The organism is Erythrobacter sp. S249 (genome assembly GCF_057364975.1).
Genome location: NZ_CP200287.1, coordinates 84,233 through 108,290 on the forward strand (window position 1 = coordinate 84,233; position 24,058 = coordinate 108,290).

Below are 24,058 nucleotides of genomic sequence, written 5' to 3' on the forward strand. Positions count from 1 at the left end.
TCCGCTGAACATCGCACCAATTTTAGGTGAAGGTATTCAATGCCTACGATTAACCAGCTGGTCCGCAAGGGCCGCGTTCCGCAGAAGGCCAAGTCCAAGGTCCCTGCGATGGAAGCAAACCCGCAAAAGCGCGGCGTTTGCACACGCGTTTATACAACGACGCCAAAGAAGCCGAACTCCGCTCTGCGTAAGGTTGCCAAGGTGCGCCTGACGAACCAGCGCGAAGTCATCTCCTACATTCCGGGCGAAGGCCACAACCTCCAGGAGCACAGCGTTGTGCTGATCCGTGGCGGCCGTGTGCGCGATCTTCCCGGTGTGCGTTACCACGTCCTGCGCGGCGTGCTCGACACACAAGGGGTCAAGGACCGCAAGCAAAGCCGTTCGAAGTACGGCGCGAAGCGTCCGAAGTAATCACGGCGATGTTGGCATGTGCCGTCATCCCGAACTTGTTTCGGGATAACCGGCTCCGCCAGCGCAAAGCCTAAAGGAATGTAAGCCCTCGTATGACCTGAAGGGTTATCCTGAAACGAGTTCAGGATGACGGATTGGGGAAGGGGGCTTCGAGATAAGGAAGAAGTGCAATGTCACGTCGTCGTAGGCCCGAAAAGCGGGTTATCTTGCCGGATCCCAAGTTTGGTGATCAGGTTCTGTCGAAGTTCATGAACAACCTGATGCTGGACGGTAAGAAGTCCACCGCAGAAGGTATTGTTTATTCAGCGCTTGATACGGTTGAGGCGAAGGCCAAGACTGATCCGCTTCAGGTTTTCCATGATGCGATCAACAACATCAAGCCGCAGGTCGAAGTGCGCAGCCGCCGTGTTGGTGGTGCGACGTACCAGGTTCCTGTCGAAGTGCGTCCAGAGCGCGCTCAGGCATTGGCGCTGCGTTGGATGATCTCGGCTGCTCGCGGTCGTCCGGAAACCACCATGAGCGCGCGCCTTTCTGGCGAGCTGATGGATGCGGCCAACAACCGCGGCAATGCGGTGAAGAAGCGTGAAGATACGCACCGGATGGCTGATGCCAACCGCGCGTTCTCGCACTACCGCTGGTAATATGGGTGGCGGTAGGACTTACCGCTGTCATAAACGTCACTATATGGGGGTGACATTGGTTTACCCCCACAAACCTATCCGAGGAATTTGATATGGCCCGCGAGTATCCGCTGGAGCGCTATCGCAATATCGGCATCATGGCTCACATCGATGCTGGTAAGACGACTACGACCGAACGCATCCTGTATTACACCGGAAAGTCCTACAAAATTGGCGAAGTGCATGATGGCGCTGCGACCATGGACTGGATGGAGCAAGAACAAGAGCGCGGCATCACGATTACGTCCGCTGCGACGACCTGTTTCTGGAACCCAGAAGATCCGACGATGGATCCTATGAGCGACCCGAAAGAGCTGCGTAAGACACCTGAGCACCGGATCAACATCATTGATACGCCGGGCCACGTTGACTTCACGATTGAAGTTGAACGTTCGCTGCGCGTGCTCGATGGCGCGGTTGCCTGCTTCGACGGCGTGGCTGGGGTGGAGCCTCAGTCTGAAACCGTGTGGCGCCAGGCCGACAAGTATAAAGTTCCAAGAATGTGCTTTATCAACAAATTGGACCGCACCGGCGCCGACTTTAAGTACTGCGTGAACTCGATCATCGAGCGTCTCGGTGCGACACCGGCTGTGCTGTATCTGCCAATCGGCATCGAAGCTGATCTGACGGGTCTAGTTGACTTGGTGAACCAGCGTTCGATCACTTGGAAGAACGAAGATCTGGGCGCGGAATACGTATATGGCGAGATTCCAGCGGACATGGCTGATGAAGCGGCTGAATACCGCGAAAAGCTGATCGAGCTTGCTGTTGAGCAAGACGACGACGTGATGGAAGCGTATCTGGAAGGCAACGAGCCTGATGCGGTGACGCTGAAGAAGCTGATCCGTAAGGGGACGCTCAACCAAAGCTTCGTTCCTGTGCTTTGCGGCAGCGCGTTTAAGAACAAGGGTGTTCAGCCTTTGCTCGACGCTGTTGTCGATTACATGCCGAGCCCGCTCGACGTGGAAGCGATTAAGGGTGTTAAGCCTGATTCTGAAGAAGAAGATTCGCGCGCATCCGACGATGCCGTGCCGTTCGCGGCGCTTGCGTTTAAGGTTATGAACGATCCATTCGTTGGCTCGCTGACCTTTACCCGTATCTATTCCGGTGAACTAACAAAGGGCACCGTCTTGAACTCTGTGAAGGGCAAGAAGGAAAAGATCGGCCGTATCCTCGAAATGCACTCCAATGACCGTAAGGACATTGAAGAAGCATTCGCGGGCGATATCGTTGCATTGGCCGGCATGAAGGCGACCACCACTGGTGATACGCTTTGCGATCCAGCCCACCCGATCATTCTTGAGCGGATGGAATTCCCGGATCCGGTTATCGAACTGTCTGTGGAGCCGAAGACCAAGGCTGACCAAGAGAAGATGGGCGTTGCGCTCAATCGCTTGGCTGCTGAAGATCCAAGCTTCCGCGTTACGACCGACCACGAAAGCGGTCAGACGATCATCAAGGGTATGGGCGAGCTTCACCTCGACATTCTCGTTGATCGTATGAAGCGTGAGTTCAAGGTCGAAGCGAATGTTGGTGCGCCGCAGGTGGCTTACCGTGAATCGCTGGGCCGTGAAATCAACGTCGATTACACCCACAAGAAGCAATCGGGTGGTACCGGGCAGTTTGCTCGTGCCAAAGCGACCTTCACTCCGGGTGAGCGCGGTCAGGGCATCGTGTTCGAGGACAGCATTAAGGGCGGTAATATTCCTAAGGAATACATCCCATCGCTTGAGAAGGGCATCCGTGAGCAAGCCGACAGTGGCTATCTCATTGGCTTCCCAATCATCGACTTCACGATCCACCTCACAGATGGTGCGTTCCACGATGTCGACTCGTCCACCGTGGCGTTCGAAATCTGCGGTAAGGGCGCAATGCGCGAAGCAGCAGAGCGTGGCGGTATCAAACTGCTTGAGCCAGTGATGAAGGTTGAGGTTGTTACTCCGGAAGAGTATCTCGGCGACGTCATCGGCGATCTCAATAGCCGCCGGGGTCAGATCCAAGGCACAGATAGCCGGGGCAATGCCCAAGCTGTTGAAGCAATGGTTCCGCTCGCAAACATGTTCGGTTACGTGAACGAGCTTCGCTCATTCAGTCAGGGCCGTGCGCAATACTCCATGCAGTTCAGTCATTACGACGAAGTGCCGGCGAGTGTTGCACAGGAAGTCAAAGAGAAGCTTGCTTAAGCTGATCGCAGGGGCTAGGGGCTGCGCCTGATTCAGCGGGCGCGCCTTTTCCCCGTAGGAATTCAATTTAGATAGAAGGTTTATACGAGACATGGCGAAGGAAAAATTCGAGCGGAACAAGCCGCACTGCAACATCGGCACCATTGGTCACGTTGACCATGGTAAAACCACTCTGACTGCAGCGATCACCAAGGTGATGGCTGAGCAATCAGGCGGCGAAGCCGTTGACTTTGCAAACATCGATAAGGCTCCGGAAGAGCGCGAGCGCGGGATCACGATCTCGACCGCTCACGTTGAATACGAAACCGAAGCACGTCACTACGCACACGTCGACTGCCCAGGCCACGCTGACTATGTTAAGAACATGATCACTGGTGCGGCGCAAATGGACGGCGCGATCCTGGTTGTGAACGCAGCTGACGGCCCAATGCCACAAACTCGCGAGCACATCCTGCTTGCGCGTCAGGTTGGTGTTCCTGCTCTGGTTGTTTACATGAACAAGGTTGACCAGGTCGACGACGAGGAAATCCTCGAGCTCGTTGAAATGGAAGTTCGTGAACTGCTCAGCGAGTATGGCTTTGACGGCGACAACATCGCCATCACCAAGGGCTCAGCTCTTGCTGCTCTGGAAGGCCGCGACGAAGCAATCGGCGCTGAGTCGATCAAGGCTCTGATGGCGTCTGTTGACGAGCACATCCCACAGCCAGACCGTCCGGTGGATCAGGACTTCCTGATGCCAATCGAGGACGTGTTCTCGATCTCTGGTCGCGGTACTGTTGTGACCGGCCGTGTTGAAACCGGTAAGGTCAATGTTGGTGACGAAGTTGAAATCGTCGGCATCAAAGACACCGCCAAGACAACCGTCACCGGCGTTGAAATGTTCCGTAAGCTGCTCGACTCGGGCGAAGCTGGCGACAACATCGGCGCACTGATCCGCGGCGTTGGCCGTGAAGAAGTTGAGCGTGGTCAGGTTCTTTGTAAGCCTGGTTCGGTTAGCCCGCACACCGAATTCGAAGCAAACGTTTACGTTCTTTCGAAGGACGAGGGTGGCCGTCACACGCCATTCTTCGCGAACTACCGTCCACAGTTCTACTTCCGCACCACCGACGTGACCGGCGAAGTGATCCTCCCAGAGGGCACCGAGATGGTAATGCCGGGCGATGACGTGACGATCAACGTCAAGCTGATCGCTCCAATCGCTATGGACCAAGGTCTTCGCTTCGCGATCCGCGAAGGCGGCCGTACCGTTGGTTCGGGCGTGGTTGCTAAGATCACCAAGTAAGCGTTTCGCGCCTCTCACGAGGTGCAGCGATAAAGAGTGGCCCGGTTCTCAATGTGAGAGCCGGGCCCTTTTTATGTGAGGTGAGTTGCGCGTCTGGCGCGTCCAAATGCATGCTTTTGAGGCCCGGTTTTTTGTGACCGTAATTCAGGGGTTGCCACAGGGCGGGTCTCTCCGTATACGCGCCTCCACAGGCCGAGGATTCGTTCACGGCAACGCAATTTTATAAGGCCGCCCGTTCCGGGAAATCCGGAAATCAGCGGGGCGGGCCTTTTTCTTTTTTGAGAGGCGTAAAAACCTCTTTGGCTCTTTCGCATTGGTACAGGTAATGGAAGCTCAGAATATCCGTATTCGCCTTAAGGCGTTCGACCACCGCGTTCTCGACCAGGCAACTGGTGAGATTGCAGAAACAGCACGTCGTACGGGTGCTCTTATTCGTGGCCCCATTCCCATGCCAACGCGCATTGAGAAGTTCACCGTGAACCGCGGCCCGCACATCGACAAAAAGTCGCGCGAGCAGTTCGAGGTGCGCACCTTCAAGCGGTTGCTCGATATCGTGCAGCCTAACGCTCAGACAGTCGATGCTTTGATGAAGCTTGATCTGGCTGCCGGCGTAAATGTTGAGATTAAGCTCGCTTAATCTACTGCCCTGCGTTAGTGGGGCGAGGTCTTCGGTACGGACCATCATAAACTGACCGAGAATTTCGGGGCACTTATGGCCCCGCTAGCATTCTCCCGAAGTGGAAAATGCCAGCAAGACATAGGGATACCGCCGGTATTGTCTTCGGACTACGCCGGGTCTGCGTCCCCCGTCTCGCTCAACCGGCCATGTGGCTGCGCGAGCATTCAGCCCGGACGGGGCGATGCATAAAATCTGGGTTGAATGGATCTGTCTGTTTTGGGCGGGTTCGCAAGCACTTTGGGATGGGCCCTGAGTGCCTCTGTTTAGGAGTTTTGACGATGCGCACTGGCGTGATCGCAAAGAAAGTCGGGATGACCCGCCTGTTCCAGGACGATGGACGTCACGTTCCCGTGACCGTTCTTGCACTGGAAGATTGTCAGGTTGTCTCGCACCGCACCGCAGAGCGTGATGGCTATTTTGCTGTCCAGCTCGGCGCAGGTACTGCGAAACAAAAGAATGTAGCCAAGCCACAGCGTGAGCATTTCGCGAAAGCGGAAGTCGCGCTGAAGAAGCAGGTTGCTGAATTCCGGGTCGAAAGCGAAGAGGGCCTTGTCCCTGTTGGCGCTACTATCAGCGCTGATCACTTCCTGGCTGGCCAAAAGGTCGACATCACTGGTCACACTCAGGGTAAAGGCTTTGCCGGCGCCATGAAGCGTTGGGGCTTCGGCGGTTTGCGCGCCACCCACGGTGTTTCGATCTCTCACCGTTCGCACGGTTCGACGGGTAACCGTCAGGATCCGGGCCGCGTGTTTAAGGGTAAGAAGATGGCTGGTCACATGGGTGACCGTCAGCGTACCCAGCAAAACCTCGAAGTTGTCCGCACGGACGCTGAGCGTGGTTTGCTCTTTATCAAGGGTTCGGTCCCTGGTTCGAAGAATGGCTGGCTGCTGGTTCGCGACGCTGTGAAGCTCGCAATGCCTGACGATCTTCCGTTCCCAGGCGCTGTTATCGAAACCGCTGCACCAGCTGCTGAAGTAGCTGCGCCGGTTGAAGCTGCTGCTGACACCCCTGCTGTTGAGGCTGAAGCGCCTGCAGCTGACGAAAACAAGGAGGGCTGAGACCATGAAAGTCAAAGTCCAGAAAATCGATGGGAAGGCTTCGGGCGACATCACTCTTAATGATGATGTGTTCGGCGTAACTCCGCGAGCCGACATTCTGCACCGGGTTGTGACCTGGCAGCTGGAAAATCGCCGCGGGACTGCTCGTCCAACGCGTGAGCGTTCGGATGTGGCTCGTACCGGTAAGAAGCACGGCCCGCAAAAGGGTTCGGGCGGCGCTCGTCACGGTGCTCGTTCTGCTCCGATCTTCATCGGTGGTGGTAAAGCGCATGGTGCACGCAAGCGTGACTTCAACCAGTCGCTGAACAAGAAAATTCGCGCACTCGGCCTTAAGATGGCTCTTTCCAGCAAGGCGAAGGACGGCCTCGTCGTTCTTGACAGCCTGGCTATGAAAGAAGCCAAGACGAAGGTGCTCAAAGGGCATCTCGAAAAGGCTGGTTGGGCTGGTAAAGTGCTGGTCATCGACGGTGACAGCATTGACGACGGCTTCAAGAAGGCCGCTGGCAACCTGCCAGGTATCAATGTGATGCCGGCAGCTGGCGCGAATGTTTATGACATTTTGAACCACGACACGCTGGTCCTTACCAAGGATGCTGTCGAAAAGTTGGAGGCGCGCTTCAATGGCTAAAAAGCAAGAAGTTGATGCCCGTCACTATGACGTGATCTTGGCCCCGCACATCACCGAGAAGTCTACACTTCTTTCGGAGAACAATGCGGTGGTTTTCAAGGTGGCACTTGATGCGACCAAGCCGCAGATCAAGGAAGCGGTTGAAGCGATCTACGACAAGAAGGTCACTTCGGTTAACACCATCGTGACCAAGGGCAAGACCAAGCGCTGGAAGGGTAAACCTTACAAGCGCATCGACGTGAAAAAAGCGATCGTTACCCTCGTTGAGGGTGAAATGATCGATATCACTAGCGGTATCTGAGGCGGATCATGGCACTCAAGAATTACAAACCGACAAGCCCCGCACGTCGCGGCCTTATCCTTGTCGACAAGACCAGCCTCTGGAAGGGCAAGCCGGTCAAGTCGCTCACGGAAGGCAAGCGTAAGTCCGGTGGCCGGAACAACAAAGGTCATGTCACCTCGCGTGGCATTGGTGGCGGTCACAAGCAAAAGTACCGCTTCATCGATTTCAAGCGTCGGAAGTGGGATGTTCCTGCGACCGTCGAGCGGATCGAATATGACCCGAACCGTACGGCTTTCATCGCGCTTCTAAAGTATGAAGATGGCGAGCAAGCTTACATCCTGTGCCCTCAGCGTCTCGACGTTGGTGCAACGGTTGTGGCTGGTGAGAAGACCGATACGAAGCCTGGGAACGCGATGCTTCTGGGTCAGATGCCGGTTGGTACGATCTGTCACAATGTTGAGATGAAACCGGGCAAGGGCGGTCAAATCGCTCGCTCTGCTGGTGCTTATGTCCAGCTGGTCGGTCGTGACCGCGGCATGGTCATCGCGCGCCTCAACTCTGGTGAGCAGCGTTACCTGCGGGCTGACTGCATGGGTACGGTTGGTGCGGTCTCGAACCCTGACAACCAAAACCAAAACCTGGGCAAGGCCGGTCGCCGGCGTTGGATGGGCATTAAGCCGCTGACGCGTGGTGTCGCTAAGAACCCTGTCGATCACCCCCACGGTGGTGGTGAAGGCCGGACTTCGGGCGGTCGTCACCCGGTTACCCCATGGGGCAAGCCGACCAAGGGTGCTCGCACTCGCAAAAACAAGCAGACGGATAAGATGATTATCCGTTCGCGCCACGCCAAGAAGAAGAGGTAAGACACGATGGCACGTTCCGTCTGGAAAGGTCCTTTCGTCGAGCTCAGCCTTCTGAAGAAGGCGGAGGACGCACAAGAGGCAAACAACAGCAAGCCGATCAAAACCTGGTCGCGTCGCTCTACGATTTTGCCGCAATTCGTCGGTCTGACGTTCAACGTCTACAATGGCCACAAGTTCATCCCGGTCTCGGTTTCGGAGGAAATGGTCGGGCACAAGCTTGGTGAGTTTTCGCCTACGCGGACATTCCCTGGCCACGCTGCCGACAAGAAGGGTAAGCGCTAATGGGCAAGGCAAAATCACCTCGCCGTGTTGCTGATAACGAGGCTTTGGCCGTCGGCACCTCCATTCGTGGTTCCGCGCAAAAGCTGAACCTCGTGGCGCAGCAAATTCGCGGCAAGAAGGTCGAAGAGGCTCTCAACATCCTCACCTTCTCGAAGAAAGCCATGGCCAAGGATGCGACGAAAGTTCTCGCATCGGCGATCGCTAACGCGGAAAACAACCACAATCTCGACGTCGACGCGCTCGTCGTTGCTGAGGCTTCGGTCGGTAAAGCGATTACCATGAAGCGGTTCCACACACGTGGCCGTGGTAAATCGACCCGCATCCTGAAGCCGTTCAGCAAGCTGCGCATCGTAGTTCGCGAAGAGGAAGAGTCGTAAGATGGGTCAGAAGAGTAATCCGATCGGTCTGCGCCTGCAGATCAACCGTACTTGGGACAGCCGTTGGTACGCCGAAGGGCGTGACTACGCGAGCCTGCTCAAGGAAGACATTGAGATCCGCAAGTTCATCATCAAGTCGCTGCCACAAGCTGCGATTTCCAAGGTGGTGATCGAGCGTCCAGCCAAGCTTTGCCGCATTTCGATCTATGCTGCCCGTCCCGGTGTTATCATCGGTAAGAAGGGTGCGGACATCGAGAAGCTGCGCGCCAAACTGGCGACGATGACTTCGAGCGAAGTGAAGCTGAACATCGTTGAAATCCGCAAGCCGGAAATCGACGCGAAGCTCGTTGCTCAAGGCGTTGCTGATCAGCTCATTCGCCGTGTGGCTTTCCGCCGTGCGATGAAGCGCGCCGTTCAGTCCGCTCTGCGTCTCGGCGCAGAAGGCATCAAGATCACATGTGGTGGCCGTTTGGGCGGTGCAGAGATTGCGCGCGTTGAATGGTACCGTGAAGGACGTGTGCCGCTGCACACACTGCGCGCCAACATCGATTATGCCGAAACCGAAGCGCTGACCGCTTACGGTATCATCGGCATCAAGTGCTGGATCTTCAAAGGCGAGATCCTCGCTCATGATCCAACCGCGCAGGATCGCCTGATGATGGAAGCTCAGACTTCCGGCGTCCGGCCGGCTCGCTGAGGTAGGTAGAGACAATGCTGCAACCGAAGAAAACCAAGTATCGCAAGGCCTTTAAGGGCAAGATCAAAGGCGACGCCAAGGGCGGCACGACTTTGAACTTTGGCTCCTATGGTCTGAAGGCTCTCGAGCCTGAGCGGATCACCGCGCGTCAGATCGAAGCGGCTCGCCGTGCGATCACGCGTCACATGCGCCGTCAAGGTCGCCTCTGGATCCGCGTGTTCCCTGATGTGCCAGTGTCCAAGAAGCCTGCCGAAGTTCGTCAGGGTAAGGGCAAGGGCTCCGTTGAATTCTGGGCTGCTCGCGTAAAGCCGGGCCGCATCCTGTTCGAACTCGACGGTGTCCCAGGCAAGATCGCTGCTGAAGCGTTTGAGCGTGCGGCCATGAAGCTGCCAATCAAGACCAAGGTCGTTGCTCGTCTGGGCGACACCTCTCACCTGGGAGGCAAATGATGGCTAAAGGTAGTATCGCTGTCGAAGATCTTCGCACCAAGACCGACGATCAACTCTCCGCTGAGCTCACCGAGCTGAAGCGTGAGCAGTACAATCTGCGGTTCCAGGCTGCGACCAACCAGCTCGAAGCTCCAGCTCGGATCAAGCAAGTGCGCCGCACGATTGCTCAGATCAAGACGCTGCAGAACGAGCGCGCAGCAGCCGCTGCGAAGGCTTAAGGAGTAGACAATGCCAAAACGTATTCTGATCGGCTCTGTCACCTCCGACAAGACCGACAAGACCGTGACCGTGAAAGTCGAACGTAAGGTGAAGCACCCGCTCTACGGGAAGATCATCCGTCGTTCGAAGAAGTATCACGCTCACGACGAAAAAAACGAATTTGCCGTTGGTGATGTTGTGCGGATCGAGGAGACGAAACCGATCTCCAAGACCAAGACCTGGATCGTAAAAGACCGGGTTACCGCAGGCGGAACCCAAGCGGTCGAAGCTGATCTCGATGTCGAGGCAGCCGGTAACTGATTGAATTGATCCTCGCCTTGGCGAGGACACGCGTAGGAACTGCCGGACTGGTTTCGGCAAGCCAATGAGAAGGAAACGGATCAATGATCCAGATGCAATCCAATCTCGACGTCGCGGACAACAGCGGCGCAAAGCGCGTCCAGTGCATTAAAGTGCTGGGCGGGTCTAAGCGCCGGTTTGCCTCCGTGGGCGACGTGATCGTGGTTTCCGTGAAGGAAGCTCAGCCACGCGCTAAGGTGAAGAAGGGCGATGTTCATCGCGCTGTCATCGTGCGCACGAAGAAGGACGTTCGCCGCCCAGACGGCAGCGTGATCCGCTTCGACAGCAACGCCGCTGTACTGGTCAACAAGAGCGAAGAGCCAATCGGCACTCGTATCTTTGGCCCAGTGGTCCGCGAACTTCGCGGCCGCGGCTTCATGAAGATCATCAGCCTTGCGCCGGAGGTGCTCTAATGGCCGCTGCTAAGATCAAGAAGGGCGACAGCGTCGTCGTGCTTTCGGGCAAGGATAAGGGCCGCACCGGCACTGTCCAAAAGGTCATGCCAAAAGATGGCAAGGTCGTTGTCGAAGGCATCAACGTGGCTGCCCGCCACCGCAAACCAAGCCAGCAAAACCCGCAGGGTGGCATCGATCGCTTTGAAGCGCCGATGAACATCTCGAAGGTTGCTTTGGCTGATCCTAAGGATGGCAAGCCAACCCGAGTCCGTTTCGAAGAAAAGGACGGCAAGAAGGTTCGCGTTGCTGTGAAGAGTGGAGAGACCATCGATGGCTGATGCATACACTCCGCGCCTGAAGGCGAAGTATGACGAGCAGATCGTCAAGGCGATGACCGAGAAGTTCGGTTATAAGAACCGTCTTGAAGTTCCTAAGATCGCGAAGATCACACTCAATATGGGTGTGGGCGAGGCGAGCCAGGACAAAAAGAAAGTTCAAATCGCAGCTGAAGAAATGACCCTGATTGCCGGCCAAAAGCCAGTGATCACTAAGGCGAAGAAATCAATCGCTCAGTTTAAGCTGCGCGAAGGCATGCCCATTGGTTGCAAGGTAACCCTGCGCCGTGACCGCATGTATGAATTCCTCGACCGTCTGGTCACTGTTGCAATGCCACGCATCCGCGACTTTCGCGGGCTGAACGCCAAGTCGTTCGACGGCCGCGGCAATTACGCAATGGGCCTCAAGGAGCAAATCGTGTTCCCTGAGATCAGCTACGACAAGATCGATACGGTGCGCGGCATGGATATCATTGTCACCACCACCGCAAAGACTGACGAGGAGGCACGCGAATTGCTGCGCCTGCTCGGCTTCCCTTTCCAAGGTGAAGCCAATCCGTCTGAAGAAAAGGCCGCAGCGTGAGCTGCGTGTCGCAACGACTAGAGAAGAGAGCTTAAGTCCAATGGCGAAACTGAGTTCGATCAATAAGAATGAGCGTCGTAAGAAGCTCGTTAAGAAGTACGCAGACAAGTACGCTAAGCTGAAGGCGATTTCGAAGGACACTTCACTCGACGAGAGTGAACGTCTGGTAGCGCGCCTGAAGATGGCGGAACTCCCGCGCAACGGGAACCCAACGCGGGTTCGCAATCGCTGCGCGACCACCGGCCGCCCACGCGGCTACTACCGCAAGTTCGGCATCAACCGCATTGAATTGCGGAATCTTGGTAACAAGGGTCTGATCCCTGGCCTTACCAAGTCGAGCTGGTGAGGAGCTGATAGATGGCTATGACCGATCCATTGGGTGATATGCTCACCCGCATCCGCAACGGACAGCAGGCGAAGAAGGATTCCGTCCTTTCGCCAGCGTCTAAGCTGCGTGCAAACGTTCTCGAAGTGCTTCAGCGCGAAGGCTACATCCGTGGCTACAGCGAAGACAGTTCGGGCAAGCACCCGGCGCTGCGGATTGAGCTGAAATATTTCGAAGGCGAGCCTGCTATCAAGCACGTAAGCCGCGTCTCTAAGCCTGGCCGCCGCGTCTATTCGGGTTCGAAAGAACTTCCGACTGTTCGCAACGGCCTTGGCATCACCATCGTCTCGACACCGCGCGGTGTGCTTTCGGATAACGAAGCACGCGATAGCAACGTCGGCGGCGAAGTGCTGGCGGAGGTGTTCTGATGAGCCGTATTGGCAAAAAAGCTGTCGCCATCCCCAGTGGGGTGTCCGCCAGCATTGAGAATGGCACGCTGAGCGTGAAGGGCCCAAAGGGCACTCTCACGATGGGCCTGTCTGAGCACATCAGCTACACGGTTGAAGGTGACGAGATCCAGGTTAAGCCTGCGAACGACACCAAATTGGCTCGCTCGTTCTGGGGTATGCACCGTACATTGGTGTCTAACCTGGTTGAGGGCGTCACCGAAGGCTTCACCAAGACGCTTGAAATTTCAGGTGTTGGTTATCGTGCGAAGGCTCAGGGCAAGTCTCTGAAGCTGGAACTCGGTTTCAGCCACGATGTGAACATCGATGTGCCTGAAGGTCTCGAAGTGAAAACGCCTGATCAGACCACGGTTGAGATTTCGGGTATGGACAAGCAGGCTGTTGGCCAGCTTGCTGCTGAAATTCGCCGCTGGCGTAAGCCTGAGCCTTATAAGGGCAAGGGTATCAAGTATCGCGGCGAGTATGTCTTCCGCAAGGAAGGGAAGAAGAAGTAAGATGGCTAAGCTTTCCCTGTTTGAACGCCGCCGCCGCCGGGTGCGTACCGCACTGCGGACGCGTGCTGGCGATCGTCCTCGCTTGTCGGTGCACCGCACTGGTCGTCACATCTATGCTCAGATCATCAATGATGCTGATGGCCGCACTGTGGCTGCTGCATCTACTCTGGGCGGCAAGAAGTCTGGCGCAAATGTCGATGCCGCTGCTCAAGTGGGCAAGGATATCGCCGCTGCCGCCAAGAAGGCTGGCGTGACCACTGTCGTGTTTGATCGCGGCGGGTTCCTGTTTCATGGCCGCGTGAAAGCGCTGGCCGATGCCGCTCGCGAAGGCGGGCTGGAGTTCTGATGATGGCTGACGACAAGAAAACCGAAGCGCCTGCTGAAGAGGCCAAGACCGAAGAAACTGCAGCATCTGCAGTAGAGACGGAAACTCCGGCTGTTGCTGAAACACCATCAGAGGCGGCTGATACTCAGTCGGCTGATACTGGTGAACCAGCAAAGACTGCAGAAGCACCGGCAAAAACCGATGCTCCTCAACAACGTGAAGGCCGCGGTCGTGGCCGTGGCGGCGACAGTCGCGGCGGTGGCCGTGGTCGCGGTGGCCGTGACAATCGTCGCGGTAAGCGTGAAGAGGAAGATGATGGCATCATCGAGAAGTTGGTGCACATCAACCGCGTCTCTAAAACGGTGAAGGGTGGTAAGCGTTTTGGCTTTGCTGCACTCGTCGTTGTTGGTGACGGCGCGGGCCGCGTTGGCTTTGGCCACGGTAAGGCTCGCGAAGTTCCAGAGGCGATCACCAAAGCAACCGCAGCCGCTCGTAAGAAGATGGTTCGCGTTCCGCTTAAAGAAGGCCGCACTTTGCACCATGACGCCAAGGGCCGTTTCGGCGCTGGTAAGGTGACCGTGCGTACAGCGCCTCCGGGTACCGGCATCATTGCTGGTGGTCCGATGCGTGCCGTCTTTGAAAGCCTGGGCGTTGCAGACGTTGTGACCAAATCGGTCGGTTCGTCCAACCCCTATAACATGATCCGCGCTACCTTCGACGCGCTGACCAACCAGACTTCGCCGAAGTCTGTCGCTCAGCGCCGGGGCAAGAAGGTCGCAGACCTTCTGGGCCGTGGTGGTTCAAGCGAGGTGGAAGCAGAAGCTGAAGCCGCGGCGATTGTGGAGTAAGACCAATGGCTGCTAAGAAAACTATCAAGATCAAACAGATCGGTTCGCCGATCCGTCGCCCAGAAAGTCAGCGTAAGATCCTGATCGGCCTGGGCCTCAACAAGATGCACAAAGTTGTCGAGCGTCAGGACACCCCTGAAGTTCGCGGCGCGGTCGCAAAGATCCCGCATCTGGTTGAAGTGGTTGACTAAAATAATTGAGGCCTCGCTCGGTGCGGGGCCTCACTCTTTCAGCGCGAACAAAAGCGAAAGCGAGTGCACACATGAAACTCAATGACATCCGTGACAATGAAGGCGCCCGTAAAGGACGCATGCGCAAGGGCCGTGGTATCGGTTCTGGCAAAGGCAAAACCGCTGCGCGCGGTCAGAAGGGCCAAAAGAGCCGTTCCGGCGTAGCGATCAAGGGCTTTGAAGGCGGCCAAATGCCGCTTCACATGCGCCTGCCAAAGCGCGGCTTCAACAACCCGTTCGGCAAAGATTTTGCAGAGATCAACATTGGCATGGTCCAAAAGTTCATCGACGCGAAGAAGCTCGACGGCAAGAAAATCATCGACGAAGCGGCTCTGCGTGACGCAGGTCTGGTTCGCGGCGGCAAAGACGGCGTTCGTTTGCTCGGCAAGGGCGAATTGAAAGCCAAGGTCAAATTCGTCGTTGCTGGTGCGTCTAAAGGCGCCATCGAAGCGGTTGAAAAGGCCGGCGGCAGCGTCGAAGTCGTTGTCGTGAAGAAGCCTTCGGGCAAGCCGAACCCTGAGAAAGCGGCGGCAAAAAGCAAATAATGCGGGTATTGGTGAGCGAGGGGTTCGACATTCGGCTCCTCGCTCCCTATCTAATCCTTCGTGCATAGACCGGTGAGGGCCGGTTGGTCTGTTTTTCGGGCTTGCTGGACGGCAAGGACACCCAAGGACAGGCTATTAGCCAGACGCTAGGATCGATATTTAAACATGGCATCACGCGCCGATTCAATCGCGAGCAATATGAGCCTCGCCAATTTCTCCAAAGCCACGGAGTTGCGCCAGCGTATCTGGTTCACCATCGGTGCGCTTATTGTCTTTCGCTTTTTGAGCTTTGTTCCGCTGCCCGGGGTCAATCCGTTGATCCTGGAAACGCTGTATGACCAAACACGCGGCGGCATTCTTGACCTGTTCAACACATTTTCCGGCGGCAGCCTGGAGCGGATGAGCCTCATCGCGCTCGGCGTTATGCCGTATATCACCGCCTCGATCGTGGTGCAGATGGCCTCGGCCCTGCACCCAACGCTCGCTGCGCTGAAGAAAGAGGGCGCAACCGGGCGTCAGAAACTCAACCAATACACCCGCTATGGCACGGTGTTCTTGTGCATCATTCAGGGCTGGTTCCTGGCCGCAGGCCTTGAAAGCTTCGGCGCGCAAAGCGGGCTGCAAGCCGTCGTCAATCCGGGCTATATGTTCCGCGTCGGCGCCGTCATCAGCCTTGTCGGCGGCACTATGTTCTTGCTGTGGCTGGGTGAGCAAATCACCTCGCGCGGGATCGGTAATGGTGTCTCGCTGATCATTATGGCGGGCATCGTCGCACAATTCCCAACGTTCGTGTCCAACATGTTTGAGGGCGGCCGTACGGGGTCTATTTCGCTTGGTCTGATCGTTGGCTTCGCCATCATGGTTGTGGTGCTGATCCTGGTGATCTCCTTCGTGGAGCGGGCCCAGCGGCGCTTGCTGATCCAATATCCTAAGCGCGCCACGCAAAATGGCGTGATGCAGGCAGATCGTTCGCACTTGCCACTTAAACTCAACACCGCCGGTGTTATCCCGCCAATCTTCGCAAGCTCGCTGTTGCTGCTGCCGCTGACAATCACTCAGTTCGCTGGCGCCCCAACGGGTGAAGAAGGAGCAGGCGGATTTGCGCAAAGCCTGTTGTTCTACCTCCAGCCAGGCGAGTGGATTTACCTCACACTTTATGCGCTGGGCATCATATTCTTCTGCTTCTTCTACACCGCGGTTGTGTTCAACCCGGAAGAGACCGCGGACAATCTGAAGAAGAACGGTGGCTTTATTCCCGGCATTCGTCCGGGTAAGCGGACGGCAGACTATCTCGAATACGTCCTCACCCGCATCACCGTGGTCGGCGCGCTCTATCTTGCGATTGTCTGTGTGCTGCCGGAATATGTCATTCGCCAGACCGGTCTGCCGCTGTTCCTTGGCGGTACCAGCCTGCTGATTGTGGTGAACGTCACAGTTGATACGATCAGCCAAGTGCAGTCGCATTTGTTGGCGCACCAATATGGTGACCTGATCAAAAAGGCGAAACTTAAGGGCCGTAAGCGCTAATCGGCGCGCGAGCATCTGGGGGATTTTGCGATGAACATCATTCTTCTTGGCCCTCCGGGTGCCGGTAAGGGCACGCAAAGTGCCGGACTAGTAGAGCGGCACGCGATGGTGCAGCTTTCCACCGGCGACATGCTGCGCGCTGCGGTGAAGGCTCAAACGCCTGTTGGTCTAAAGGCCAAGGCCGTGATGGATGCGGGCGAGCTCGTTTCTGACGAGATCGTTGCTGATCTGATCGATGCTGAACTCGCGGCAATGGACGCTGGCACGGGCGCGATCTTCGATGGCTATCCGCGCACCGCTTCTCAGGCGGAAACGCTGGACGGAATTCTCAGCAAACATGGCCGCACTCTTGATCATGTGATTGAGCTGGGCGTCGATATTGATGCTCTGGTTGAACGGATCACGGGCCGGTTTAGCTGCGCGAATTGCGGAGCTCTCTATCACGATACGGCGAACCCACCAGTGTCTGAAGGTGTGTGCGACAGCTGTGGGCACACAGAATTCAAACGCCGTCCTGACGACAATGAGGAAACCGTCCGCACTCGGATGGCGGTCTATCGCGGCGAAACCGCGCCGATCCTGCCGGGCTATGAAGCGCGCGGCATTGTGACGCGGGTGGATGGCATGGCGGGCATCACCGATGTCGCCAATGCGATTGACGCGGTGCTCGCTTAAGCGGGCAATTGGCGGGGCAGGGGGCTAACTCTGCTCTTTCACACATTATCGGCATCGCCTAAACCGCTTCGCATAGAGATGCGAAGAGGATGATTGTGATGCGTGTAGTTTTGGCTGGTTTGGCGGTATTGTTGGCGGCTCAGCCGGTTGCTGCCGAGGTGGTTGCGACCAGCGAGAATAGCTTTGTGACCCGCGATGAGGCGGTGGTTGAGGCCAACCCCAAAGCGGTTTGGCTGGCGCTGATTTCGCCCGCTCGCTGGTGGAATTCCTCGCACACATGGTCTGGCAATTCTGCGAACCTCACTATTACCCCGCAGGCAGGCGGATGCTTTTGCGAGCGCATTCCTGAAGATCCTGACCCAGAGAAGATCACGCTGGAGGGCAGCGTTGAGCACATGCGTGTGATTCAAGCCTATCCCGAACGCGCTTTGCGGATGCAGGGCGCACTCGGCCCGCTACAAAGTGAGCCGGTGACTGGCATTCTGACCGTTGCAATCAGCGAGGTCGAGGAGGGCACCAAGATCGTCTGGGAATACAATGTCGGCGGCTCCATGCGCTATAAGATTGGAGAGATTTCCGCAGCGGTTGACGGGGTGATGACCCAGCAATTGTCCGGCCTCGCGCAAAGTCTTGGCACCGTCTCCGGTCCGGCCACCGCCAGCGAGGATGCTGAAGGCGCGACCGAGGAAGCGAGCGCGGACGAAAGCGCTGAAGAACGTTCAGAAGCCCCAGCAGATGAAGCAGGTGAGGGCGCCAGCGCGATCGGCGATGACTTTCTTGAGGGTGTCGAAAGCGCCAACTAGTACAGGCGCGAAGGCTAGTTTTCCGCAGGTTCACAGGCCCAGTTTTGACCTTGCGCCCGCGGCGCGCTAAATTGCGAAACATCACAAGTGAGCAAAGCGGGCATGCCTCGCGCAATTTTGCCGCTAAACTGTTCCACCGGACGAACTAATTCGTCCGATTGTCGCGCTATGATTTGCTAGCGGTTGACGCGCTGCGCGAATCGTCTTAAGCGCGCCCTTCATTCGAGATTTTCGAACCGAGTCCGGCAGGTAGCCTTATTGATTGGATGCCAACCGGGCTTTTTGCCGTTTAAGCGGTTTTGGCATTTGTCAGATCGGCTGAACGGCGGCGGAAATCTTTAGTGAAGCGTTGAGATAGGGGTGGGTTGCATGTCGCGCTCATGTCCCTGTGGAGCATGGAGAATTAAGTGGCTCGTATTGCTGGGGTGAACATCCCTACAAATAAGCGTGTTATTATCGCGCTTACCTATATTCACGGCATTGGTCGCACGACCGCTGTGAAAATCGCTGACAAGCTTGGCATTGATCACTCTGCACGTGTGCAAGATCTTTCTGATGAAGAAGTTCTGCGTATCCGTGAGACGATTGACGCTGATCACACCGTCGAAGGCGACCTGCGTCGCAACACCGCGATGAACATTAAGCGCCTGATGGACCTTCGGTCTTATCGCGGCCTGCGTCATCGTAATGGATTGCCTGTGCGCGGTCAGCGCACTCACACCAACGCCCGCACCCGCAAGGGTAAGGCCAAGCCGATCGCCGGCAAGAAGAAGTAAGCCTTGCTTGGGTCTTCCCAAGCGAGCTTTTACCTTCTGACGAGTTAAAGGATTTAGCCAAATGGCACGCGAACCAGGTCGGGTTAAAAAACGCGACAAAAAGAATATCAGCAGCGGCGTTGCTCACATCAACGCCAGCTTCAACAACACGATGATCACCATCACCGATGCACAAGGCAATGCGATCAGCTGGTCCAGTGCCGGCATGATGGGCTTCAAAGGCAGCCGTAAATCGACGCCTTATGCAGCCCAGGTTGCCGCCGATGATGCGGGCAAGAAAGCCGCTGAGCATGGTGTTCGCACTTTGGAAGTCGAAGTGAAGGGCCCAGGCTCTGGCCGTGAGAGCGCACTACGCGGTCTTGCAGCTGTCGGCTTCAATATCACATCTATCCGCGATGTGACGCCAATCCCGCACAACGGCGTTCGTCCGTCTAAGCGGCGCCGCGTCTAAACCGTCCCAGTTCGGTGGCCCTGGTGGCCATCGCAACAATCCGGCGGCCAAAGCGCAGTTCGCGAAAGCGCCAAGGCCCGCCGATAATTTGAACCGCTGCATAGCGAATTAGGGGAAATCCATGTCCGTCAATACGAAGAACTGGCAGGAACTTAAGAAACCCAACGCTCTCGAAATCAAGGAAGGCGGCGATAAGTCTCGCAAGACGACATTCGTTGCTGAGCCGCTTGAGCGCGGCTTTGGTCTGACACTCGGTAATGCGTTGCGCCGGGTACTGTTGTCCTCATTGCAGGGCGCAGCGATCACCTCGATCAAGATTGAAAACGTACTGCACGAATTCTCGTCGCTCGCCGGTGTGCGTGAAGACGTGACCGACATCGTGCTGAATGCAAAGCAAATCTCTTTGAAGATGGAAGGCGAAGGCGCGAAGCGTCTGCAGCTTTCCGCGACTGGTCCAGCTGAAGTCACCGCCGGTGACATCGCTGTGTCTGGCGATATCGAAGTGATGAACAAGGACCTGGTCCTGTGTCACTTGGACGAAGGCGCGACGCTCAACATGGAGCTGACCGCTGACGTGGGCAAAGGCTACACGCCTGCTGTTCAGAACCGTCCGGTTGATGCGCCGATTGGCCTGATCCCGATTGACTCGCTGTATTCGCCAGTCCGTCAGGTCAGCTACAAGGTTGAAAACGCCCGTGTTGGTCAAGAGCTTGACTATGACAAGCTCAGCCTCACGGTTGAAACCGATGGCACTGTGACCCCAGAAGATGCCGTGGCCTATGCCGCTCGCATTCTTCAGGATCAGCTGACCCTGTTCGTCCACTTCGAAGATGGCATTCCGCAGCCGCAAAGTGCAATGATCGGCCAAGCCGCTCAGCCGCAAGAAGACGATGCGAACCAGCTCAACCGTTACCTTCTCAAGAAGGTCGACGAGCTGGAACTGTCGGTCCGTTCTGCGAACTGCCTCAAGAACGACAACATCATCTACATCGGCGATCTGGTTCAAAAGACCGAAGCCGAGATGCTGCGCACGCCAAACTTTGGCCGCAAGTCGCTTAATGAGATCAAGGAAGTTCTCTCCAGCATGGGTCTGCGCCTCGGCATGGATATTCCAGGTTGGCCACCGGAGAACATCGAAGAAATGGCCAAGAAGCTCGAGCAAGAGCTGCTGGGTTAATCAGGTTCCGGCGGCGCACCTTAAGCGCCGCCAGTACCGGGCTACCTAATACGGGCCCCTTACAAACGAAGGATATGAATTATGCGTCACGGAATTTCACAGCGTAAGCTGAGCCGTAAGTCGGGCCACCGTAAGGCTCTGTTCCGCAACATGGCAGCGGCTCTGATCAAGCACGAGCAGATCCAAACCACTCTGCCAAAGGCGAAAGAACTTCGTCCATACGTTGAGAAGCTGATCACGCTGGCAAAGCGTGGCGGCCTGTCAAACCGCCGTTTGGCTCAGTCGCGTCTTCTGGACGAGACACAGCTGAAGAAGCTGTTTGACGTTCTGGCCGAGCGCTACAGCGACCGTGACGGTGGCTATACCCGCGTGATCAAGGCTGGCTACCGCGCCAGCGACAGCGCGCAGCTCGCCATCATCGAATTGGTTGAGCGCGATCCAGAAGCCAAGGGCCAAGACAGCGGTCCGGTTATGTCTGACGAATATGACGAAGAAGAAGTCGCGGCGTAAGCTGAGCTTCTCTTGTGAGACAGCAAAGGGCTGGCGGAGCGATCCGCTGGCCCTTTTTGTTATGCGGCGGCGACTGCACGGTTTTTCTTTTGAGACACTGCGGCTAGTGTCATGCCCATGAAGACCACACTCATTGCTGCCGCAGGCGCGGCTCTCGCTCTCACATCCCTCTCTGCCGCTCCGGCAGCTGCCCAATCGGCGCAGGAACGCCTGGATGCGCGCTATGACCGCGCGCTTGCGGCGGGGTACAAGGCGTTGATGTTGTGCAGCGGGATTGCGAACTCTGAACGCGTCGGCTCGGACCGTACGCCGGAGCAAATCCATGAGTGGGAATTGACGGGAATTCAGGCGCCGCTTGATGATGTTATCCGCGATCTACCTTATAAGATTGTGCGAGGCGAACCGATTGAGTTTCAAAGTCCAAAGGCTGGTTTCGTGCGCCATGTCGAGGTGACTTGGGCCGAAGATATGCCGCCTAGGATTGCCGAGTATCGCGGGCGCGCCGGATGTGCCGTTTTGCCAATTGGGACGGATCCGTCCGAACTCACGGACGAAACTGCCAGCATGCGCATGCAGGCACCAAACATGCCTGTATTTGTTGATCGCGACAACGCGGCGCTACAGACAGTCGGCCAATCGGCATTCGGTGGTGACTACGGTGAAGGGGCTCGCACTACAGCTGTCTTGATTAGCCAGAATGACCGGATGCTGTTTGATGGTTTCGCAGATGGCTACGCTCGTCACACGCCCCAACGTACCTGGTCTGTGGCAAAAAGCATCGCTGCGACGTTTGTCGGCATGGCGGTGATGGACGGCGCAGTGGATGTGTCTCAAAGTGCGGGGCTGGGCGAGGGCGATCCTCGGTCCGTTATCACTATTGACCACGCGCTTCGCATGGCGACAGGTCGATATTCAGACACAGCAGGCAATCGCACAGACCCTCTGTATTGGGGCGGGACCACCGTTGACGAGCGAGCCCGCAACTGGCCACTCGTTCACAAACCCGGTACGGTTTACCGCTATGCTAACAACGATACACTGATGGCCATTGAGCCGATCCAACAGTGGATTGACGAAAAAGAGCCAGAAAAGCTCGCTGATCTGCTCGGCATGTTCGACGCGTCGATAGAGCGAGACTGGCAAGGGAACTACGTCCTATCCAGTCAGGTCTGGGCTTCGGGTGAGGATTTGATGGCTCTGGGGCAGTTGTATCTCGACAAGGGCAAGCAGTGGTCCCGGTATCAGCGTTTCCCTGAAAACTGGGTCGAATACGTCTCCACCCCATCAGGTCCTCAGCCGGAGGGCACTGACTGGGGCTATGGTGCGGGTTGGTGGACCTTCAAGCGGCCGGAGGGCAATGCATTTGAGGGCATTCCTGACGACGCCTTCGCCGCGCGCGGCAATCGCGGACAATATGTCGTCGTCGTGCCTTCCCGCAATGTTGTGATCGTGCGCCGGGGCGAGGACATGGTCGGCACGCGCTTTGATATTGCCGCATTTACCCGTGATGTGCTGGCTACGCTCGATTGATCCACCGAGGGTGGAGATCGCGATATTCAGATAAGTCGCCATAAACCTGAACAATCGCTGCAAAGGTCAGTCAGGCTTAGACAATAGCGAATCGTCCATAAGGGTTTTGTAGCCGGGACACCCCCGTTTCGGCGTAACCCGAGGATGAAACCCTATGACGAAATTGACCAATATGTTGGCCAAGGGCACGCTCGGGACTGTCGCGGCAGGCGCGATGGCCCTGGCATCTGCAACTCCAGCCATGGCGCAAGAACGCCATCGTGATCGCGGCATTGACGCAGGCGATGTGATCGCTGGCGCTGTGATTATCGGCGGAATTGCCGCTTTGGCCGGCGCCTTTGATAATGACCGCGACCGCAATTATCGAGATCGCAATCGGAATTACGACAACCGTAATTATAACACCCGTGTAAACTACAACACGCGTAGCAATCCGCGCGGTGCAGTGGATCGGTGTGTCCGAGCAGCTGAAAACCAAGCACGCAGGTTTGGCGGATATCGTTTCGCCGATGTGACGCAGATCCGCGATGTTGATCGCACCCGCAATGGTTACCGCGTTAAAGGCCGGATCATTGTTGACGGATCGCGCGGATACAACCGCAACCGTTCTGACCGCGGCAGTTTCACCTGCTATGTCGGTAGACAGCGCGGCGCCCAGGTCGATTTTAACGGCGTTCGCGGGCTTCGGTAATATCCGGTCCAACAGACCTCTATGACCACCAGCGTGGGCGGTTCAGGCAAGTGTAAGCCTGGGCCGCCTATGCGCATAGGCACAAGAGAGCGATTGGTGGCACGCTCATCCGCAACAGGAGGGACCCCAATGGCCCATATGAAGTATTTTGGCGTATTGACCGGCATTGCAGCGGCAAGCGCTTTGTCCGCTGCGCCAGCAAGCGCCGCTGAACTGTCAAATAGCGCAGCACCAACAAGTCTGGCTGAGGGGACGTTTTCCAGCGCACCAGCATTTGACTTGTTCGCGCCAGAGGCGGAGGCGGCTGACTATTTTGGCTATCGCCGGTATCGCGGCTATCGGCGTCACCGCCGGGTCGACGCTGGTGACGTCGTTGCAGGTGTCCTGATCCTTGGCGGGATTGCCGCAATTGCTAGCGCGGCGTCCAACAACAAGCGCGACCGCGACCGGGACCGCGACTATGACCGGCGCGACCGGGACTATGACAACCGCGATCGCCGCCGGGGCGACAGCCGCTCTGACAGCGGCTCAGGCATCGACAATGCCGTCTCACGCTGTGTGAACCAGATTGAGCGTGACGTGCGGGTGGAAGGCGTGGACAGCGTTGACCGCACAGGCGAGGGCTGGCGCGTGACCGGTTCAATCTACAATGGTGATCGCTTCACCTGTCAGATCGGCAATGATGGCCGGGTCAGCAATGTTGACTTTGGCGGCGGTTTCTCCGGCGCGTCTGCTGACGATGTGGACGACCGCCAGCTGAGCGATGATCGCTACACCGAGGCACGCCGTGCGCGCGGCATGTCTGAGCCTGACCGCCGCTATCAAGCGGCAGCGGTGCGGCCGGCGCCTGAGAACTCGGCGCAACCAGCCTATCCGGGCGGACCATTACCGGGCGAGAGCTTTGACGACCGTGTGGATGGCGACATCGGCGGTTAAGCCTG

General features: G+C 56.9%; 35 protein-coding genes. All 35 read left to right on the forward strand.

Annotation, left to right across the window (positions count from 1 at the left end; translation table 11 throughout):
* The first annotated feature begins 39 nt into the window (after positions 1-39).
* The 35 genes from rpsL to AC0V6V_RS00565 all read left to right on the forward strand — a co-directional run bounded on the left by rpsL (position 40) and on the right by AC0V6V_RS00565 (position 24,053).
* Positions 40-411, forward strand: a complete 372-nt coding sequence (gene rpsL, locus AC0V6V_RS00395; RefSeq protein WP_115366484.1) for a 30S ribosomal protein S12 — start codon at positions 40-42, stop codon at positions 409-411.
* A 170-nt stretch (positions 412-581) separates the two neighbouring features.
* Entirely contained in the window at positions 582-1,052 is a 471-nt protein-coding gene (rpsG, locus tag AC0V6V_RS00400; RefSeq protein ID WP_472639005.1) for a 30S ribosomal protein S7, read from the forward strand.
* A gap of 92 nt (positions 1,053-1,144) precedes the next feature.
* Positions 1,145-3,274 carry an elongation factor G gene (gene fusA / locus AC0V6V_RS00405; protein ID WP_486163535.1) on the forward strand — a complete coding sequence of 710 codons (2,130 nt, stop codon included), beginning with the start codon at positions 1,145-1,147 and terminating at the stop codon, positions 3,272-3,274.
* Between the two features lie 91 nt (positions 3,275-3,365).
* Positions 3,366-4,556, forward strand: a complete 1,191-nt coding sequence (gene tuf / locus AC0V6V_RS00410; RefSeq protein WP_472644966.1) for an elongation factor Tu — start codon at positions 3,366-3,368, stop codon at positions 4,554-4,556.
* A 325-nt stretch (positions 4,557-4,881) separates the two neighbouring features.
* Complete coding sequence (rpsJ, locus tag AC0V6V_RS00415) at positions 4,882-5,193, forward strand: 30S ribosomal protein S10 (protein WP_086436159.1); 312 nt, start codon at positions 4,882-4,884, stop codon at positions 5,191-5,193.
* A 320-nt stretch (positions 5,194-5,513) separates the two neighbouring features.
* Positions 5,514-6,293, forward strand: a complete 780-nt coding sequence (gene rplC, locus AC0V6V_RS00420) for a 50S ribosomal protein L3 (protein WP_486163536.1) — start codon at positions 5,514-5,516, stop codon at positions 6,291-6,293.
* A gap of 4 nt (positions 6,294-6,297) precedes the next feature.
* On the forward strand, positions 6,298-6,921 hold the full coding sequence (gene rplD / locus AC0V6V_RS00425) for a 50S ribosomal protein L4 (RefSeq protein ID WP_486163537.1): 624 nt from the start codon (positions 6,298-6,300) through the stop codon (positions 6,919-6,921).
* Entirely contained in the window at positions 6,914-7,222 is a 309-nt protein-coding gene (locus tag AC0V6V_RS00430; protein ID WP_472638998.1) for a 50S ribosomal protein L23, read from the forward strand. Before rplD ends, AC0V6V_RS00430 begins: the two co-directional genes overlap by 8 nt.
* 8 nt (positions 7,223-7,230) lie before the next feature.
* Positions 7,231-8,067 (forward strand): 50S ribosomal protein L2, encoded by an 837-nt coding sequence (rplB, locus tag AC0V6V_RS00435; protein WP_486139398.1) that lies wholly within the window; start codon positions 7,231-7,233, stop codon positions 8,065-8,067.
* A gap of 6 nt (positions 8,068-8,073) precedes the next feature.
* Entirely contained in the window at positions 8,074-8,349 is a 276-nt protein-coding gene (rpsS, locus tag AC0V6V_RS00440; RefSeq protein WP_472644967.1) for a 30S ribosomal protein S19, read from the forward strand.
* Entirely contained in the window at positions 8,349-8,726 is a 378-nt protein-coding gene (gene rplV / locus AC0V6V_RS00445; RefSeq protein ID WP_486163538.1) for a 50S ribosomal protein L22, read from the forward strand. Before rpsS ends, rplV begins: the two co-directional genes overlap by 1 nt.
* A gap of 1 nt (position 8,727) precedes the next feature.
* Positions 8,728-9,423 carry a 30S ribosomal protein S3 gene (gene rpsC, locus AC0V6V_RS00450; protein ID WP_486139396.1) on the forward strand — a complete coding sequence of 232 codons (696 nt, stop codon included), beginning with the start codon at positions 8,728-8,730 and terminating at the stop codon, positions 9,421-9,423.
* Between the two features lie 14 nt (positions 9,424-9,437).
* Entirely contained in the window at positions 9,438-9,872 is a 435-nt protein-coding gene (rplP, locus tag AC0V6V_RS00455) for a 50S ribosomal protein L16 (protein ID WP_472644970.1), read from the forward strand.
* A complete protein-coding gene (gene rpmC, locus AC0V6V_RS00460; protein ID WP_472638992.1) occupies positions 9,869-10,090 on the forward strand; it encodes a 50S ribosomal protein L29 in 222 nt (73 codons plus the stop codon). The genes rplP and rpmC overlap by 4 nt, the downstream gene beginning before the upstream one ends.
* Positions 10,091-10,100: 10 nt before the next feature.
* A complete protein-coding gene (gene rpsQ, locus AC0V6V_RS00465; RefSeq protein WP_472638991.1) occupies positions 10,101-10,391 on the forward strand; it encodes a 30S ribosomal protein S17 in 291 nt (96 codons plus the stop codon).
* A gap of 83 nt (positions 10,392-10,474) precedes the next feature.
* Positions 10,475-10,843, forward strand: coding sequence for a 50S ribosomal protein L14 (gene rplN, locus AC0V6V_RS00470; protein WP_010411138.1), 369 nt, complete (start codon positions 10,475-10,477; stop codon positions 10,841-10,843).
* A complete protein-coding gene (gene rplX / locus AC0V6V_RS00475; protein ID WP_472644974.1) occupies positions 10,843-11,163 on the forward strand; it encodes a 50S ribosomal protein L24 in 321 nt (106 codons plus the stop codon). Before rplN ends, rplX begins: the two co-directional genes overlap by 1 nt.
* Positions 11,156-11,743, forward strand: a complete 588-nt coding sequence (gene rplE / locus AC0V6V_RS00480) for a 50S ribosomal protein L5 (protein ID WP_486139395.1) — start codon at positions 11,156-11,158, stop codon at positions 11,741-11,743. The genes rplX and rplE overlap by 8 nt, the downstream gene beginning before the upstream one ends.
* A 40-nt stretch (positions 11,744-11,783) precedes the next feature.
* Positions 11,784-12,089, forward strand: a complete 306-nt coding sequence (gene rpsN, locus AC0V6V_RS00485; RefSeq protein WP_472638988.1) for a 30S ribosomal protein S14 — start codon at positions 11,784-11,786, stop codon at positions 12,087-12,089.
* A gap of 11 nt (positions 12,090-12,100) precedes the next feature.
* Positions 12,101-12,496 carry a 30S ribosomal protein S8 gene (gene rpsH, locus AC0V6V_RS00490; RefSeq protein ID WP_486163539.1) on the forward strand — a complete coding sequence of 132 codons (396 nt, stop codon included), beginning with the start codon at positions 12,101-12,103 and terminating at the stop codon, positions 12,494-12,496.
* Complete coding sequence (rplF, locus tag AC0V6V_RS00495; RefSeq protein WP_486163540.1) at positions 12,496-13,029, forward strand: 50S ribosomal protein L6; 534 nt, start codon at positions 12,496-12,498, stop codon at positions 13,027-13,029. Before rpsH ends, rplF begins: the two co-directional genes overlap by 1 nt.
* 1 nt (position 13,030) lies before the next feature.
* Positions 13,031-13,375: a 50S ribosomal protein L18 gene (gene rplR / locus AC0V6V_RS00500; protein WP_472638986.1), complete on the forward strand. Its 345-nt coding sequence runs from the start codon at positions 13,031-13,033 to the stop codon at positions 13,373-13,375.
* Positions 13,375-14,202, forward strand: a complete 828-nt coding sequence (rpsE, locus tag AC0V6V_RS00505; RefSeq protein WP_486163541.1) for a 30S ribosomal protein S5 — start codon at positions 13,375-13,377, stop codon at positions 14,200-14,202. The genes rplR and rpsE overlap by 1 nt, the downstream gene beginning before the upstream one ends.
* A gap of 5 nt (positions 14,203-14,207) precedes the next feature.
* On the forward strand, positions 14,208-14,393 hold the full coding sequence (gene rpmD, locus AC0V6V_RS00510) for a 50S ribosomal protein L30 (protein WP_472644979.1): 186 nt from the start codon (positions 14,208-14,210) through the stop codon (positions 14,391-14,393).
* A gap of 71 nt (positions 14,394-14,464) precedes the next feature.
* Entirely contained in the window at positions 14,465-14,977 is a 513-nt protein-coding gene (rplO, locus tag AC0V6V_RS00515) for a 50S ribosomal protein L15 (protein ID WP_486163542.1), read from the forward strand.
* A gap of 165 nt (positions 14,978-15,142) precedes the next feature.
* Complete coding sequence (gene secY, locus AC0V6V_RS00520; RefSeq protein ID WP_486163543.1) at positions 15,143-16,504, forward strand: preprotein translocase subunit SecY; 1,362 nt, start codon at positions 15,143-15,145, stop codon at positions 16,502-16,504.
* 30 nt (positions 16,505-16,534) lie between these two features.
* Entirely contained in the window at positions 16,535-17,179 is a 645-nt protein-coding gene (locus AC0V6V_RS00525) for an adenylate kinase (RefSeq protein WP_486163544.1), read from the forward strand.
* Between the two features lie 98 nt (positions 17,180-17,277).
* A complete protein-coding gene (locus AC0V6V_RS00530; protein WP_486166128.1) occupies positions 17,278-17,982 on the forward strand; it encodes an SRPBCC family protein in 705 nt (234 codons plus the stop codon).
* Between the two features lie 407 nt (positions 17,983-18,389).
* Entirely contained in the window at positions 18,390-18,758 is a 369-nt protein-coding gene (gene rpsM / locus AC0V6V_RS00535; RefSeq protein WP_486163546.1) for a 30S ribosomal protein S13, read from the forward strand.
* Positions 18,759-18,819: 61 nt separating this feature from the next.
* Positions 18,820-19,209: a 30S ribosomal protein S11 gene (rpsK, locus tag AC0V6V_RS00540; protein ID WP_472638980.1), complete on the forward strand. Its 390-nt coding sequence runs from the start codon at positions 18,820-18,822 to the stop codon at positions 19,207-19,209.
* 121 nt (positions 19,210-19,330) lie between these two features.
* A complete protein-coding gene (locus AC0V6V_RS00545) occupies positions 19,331-20,386 on the forward strand; it encodes a DNA-directed RNA polymerase subunit alpha (RefSeq protein WP_472638979.1) in 1,056 nt (351 codons plus the stop codon).
* Between the two features lie 81 nt (positions 20,387-20,467).
* Positions 20,468-20,896 (forward strand): 50S ribosomal protein L17, encoded by a 429-nt coding sequence (gene rplQ / locus AC0V6V_RS00550; protein WP_472644985.1) that lies wholly within the window; start codon positions 20,468-20,470, stop codon positions 20,894-20,896.
* 117 nt (positions 20,897-21,013) lie between these two features.
* On the forward strand, positions 21,014-22,426 hold the full coding sequence (locus tag AC0V6V_RS00555; RefSeq protein WP_486163547.1) for a serine hydrolase domain-containing protein: 1,413 nt from the start codon (positions 21,014-21,016) through the stop codon (positions 22,424-22,426).
* A gap of 154 nt (positions 22,427-22,580) precedes the next feature.
* Entirely contained in the window at positions 22,581-23,117 is a 537-nt protein-coding gene (locus AC0V6V_RS00560; RefSeq protein WP_486163548.1) for a hypothetical protein, read from the forward strand.
* Positions 23,118-23,246: 129 nt separating this feature from the next.
* Entirely contained in the window at positions 23,247-24,053 is an 807-nt protein-coding gene (locus AC0V6V_RS00565) for a hypothetical protein (protein ID WP_486163549.1), read from the forward strand.
* The last annotated feature ends 5 nt before the right edge of the window (positions 24,054-24,058 follow it).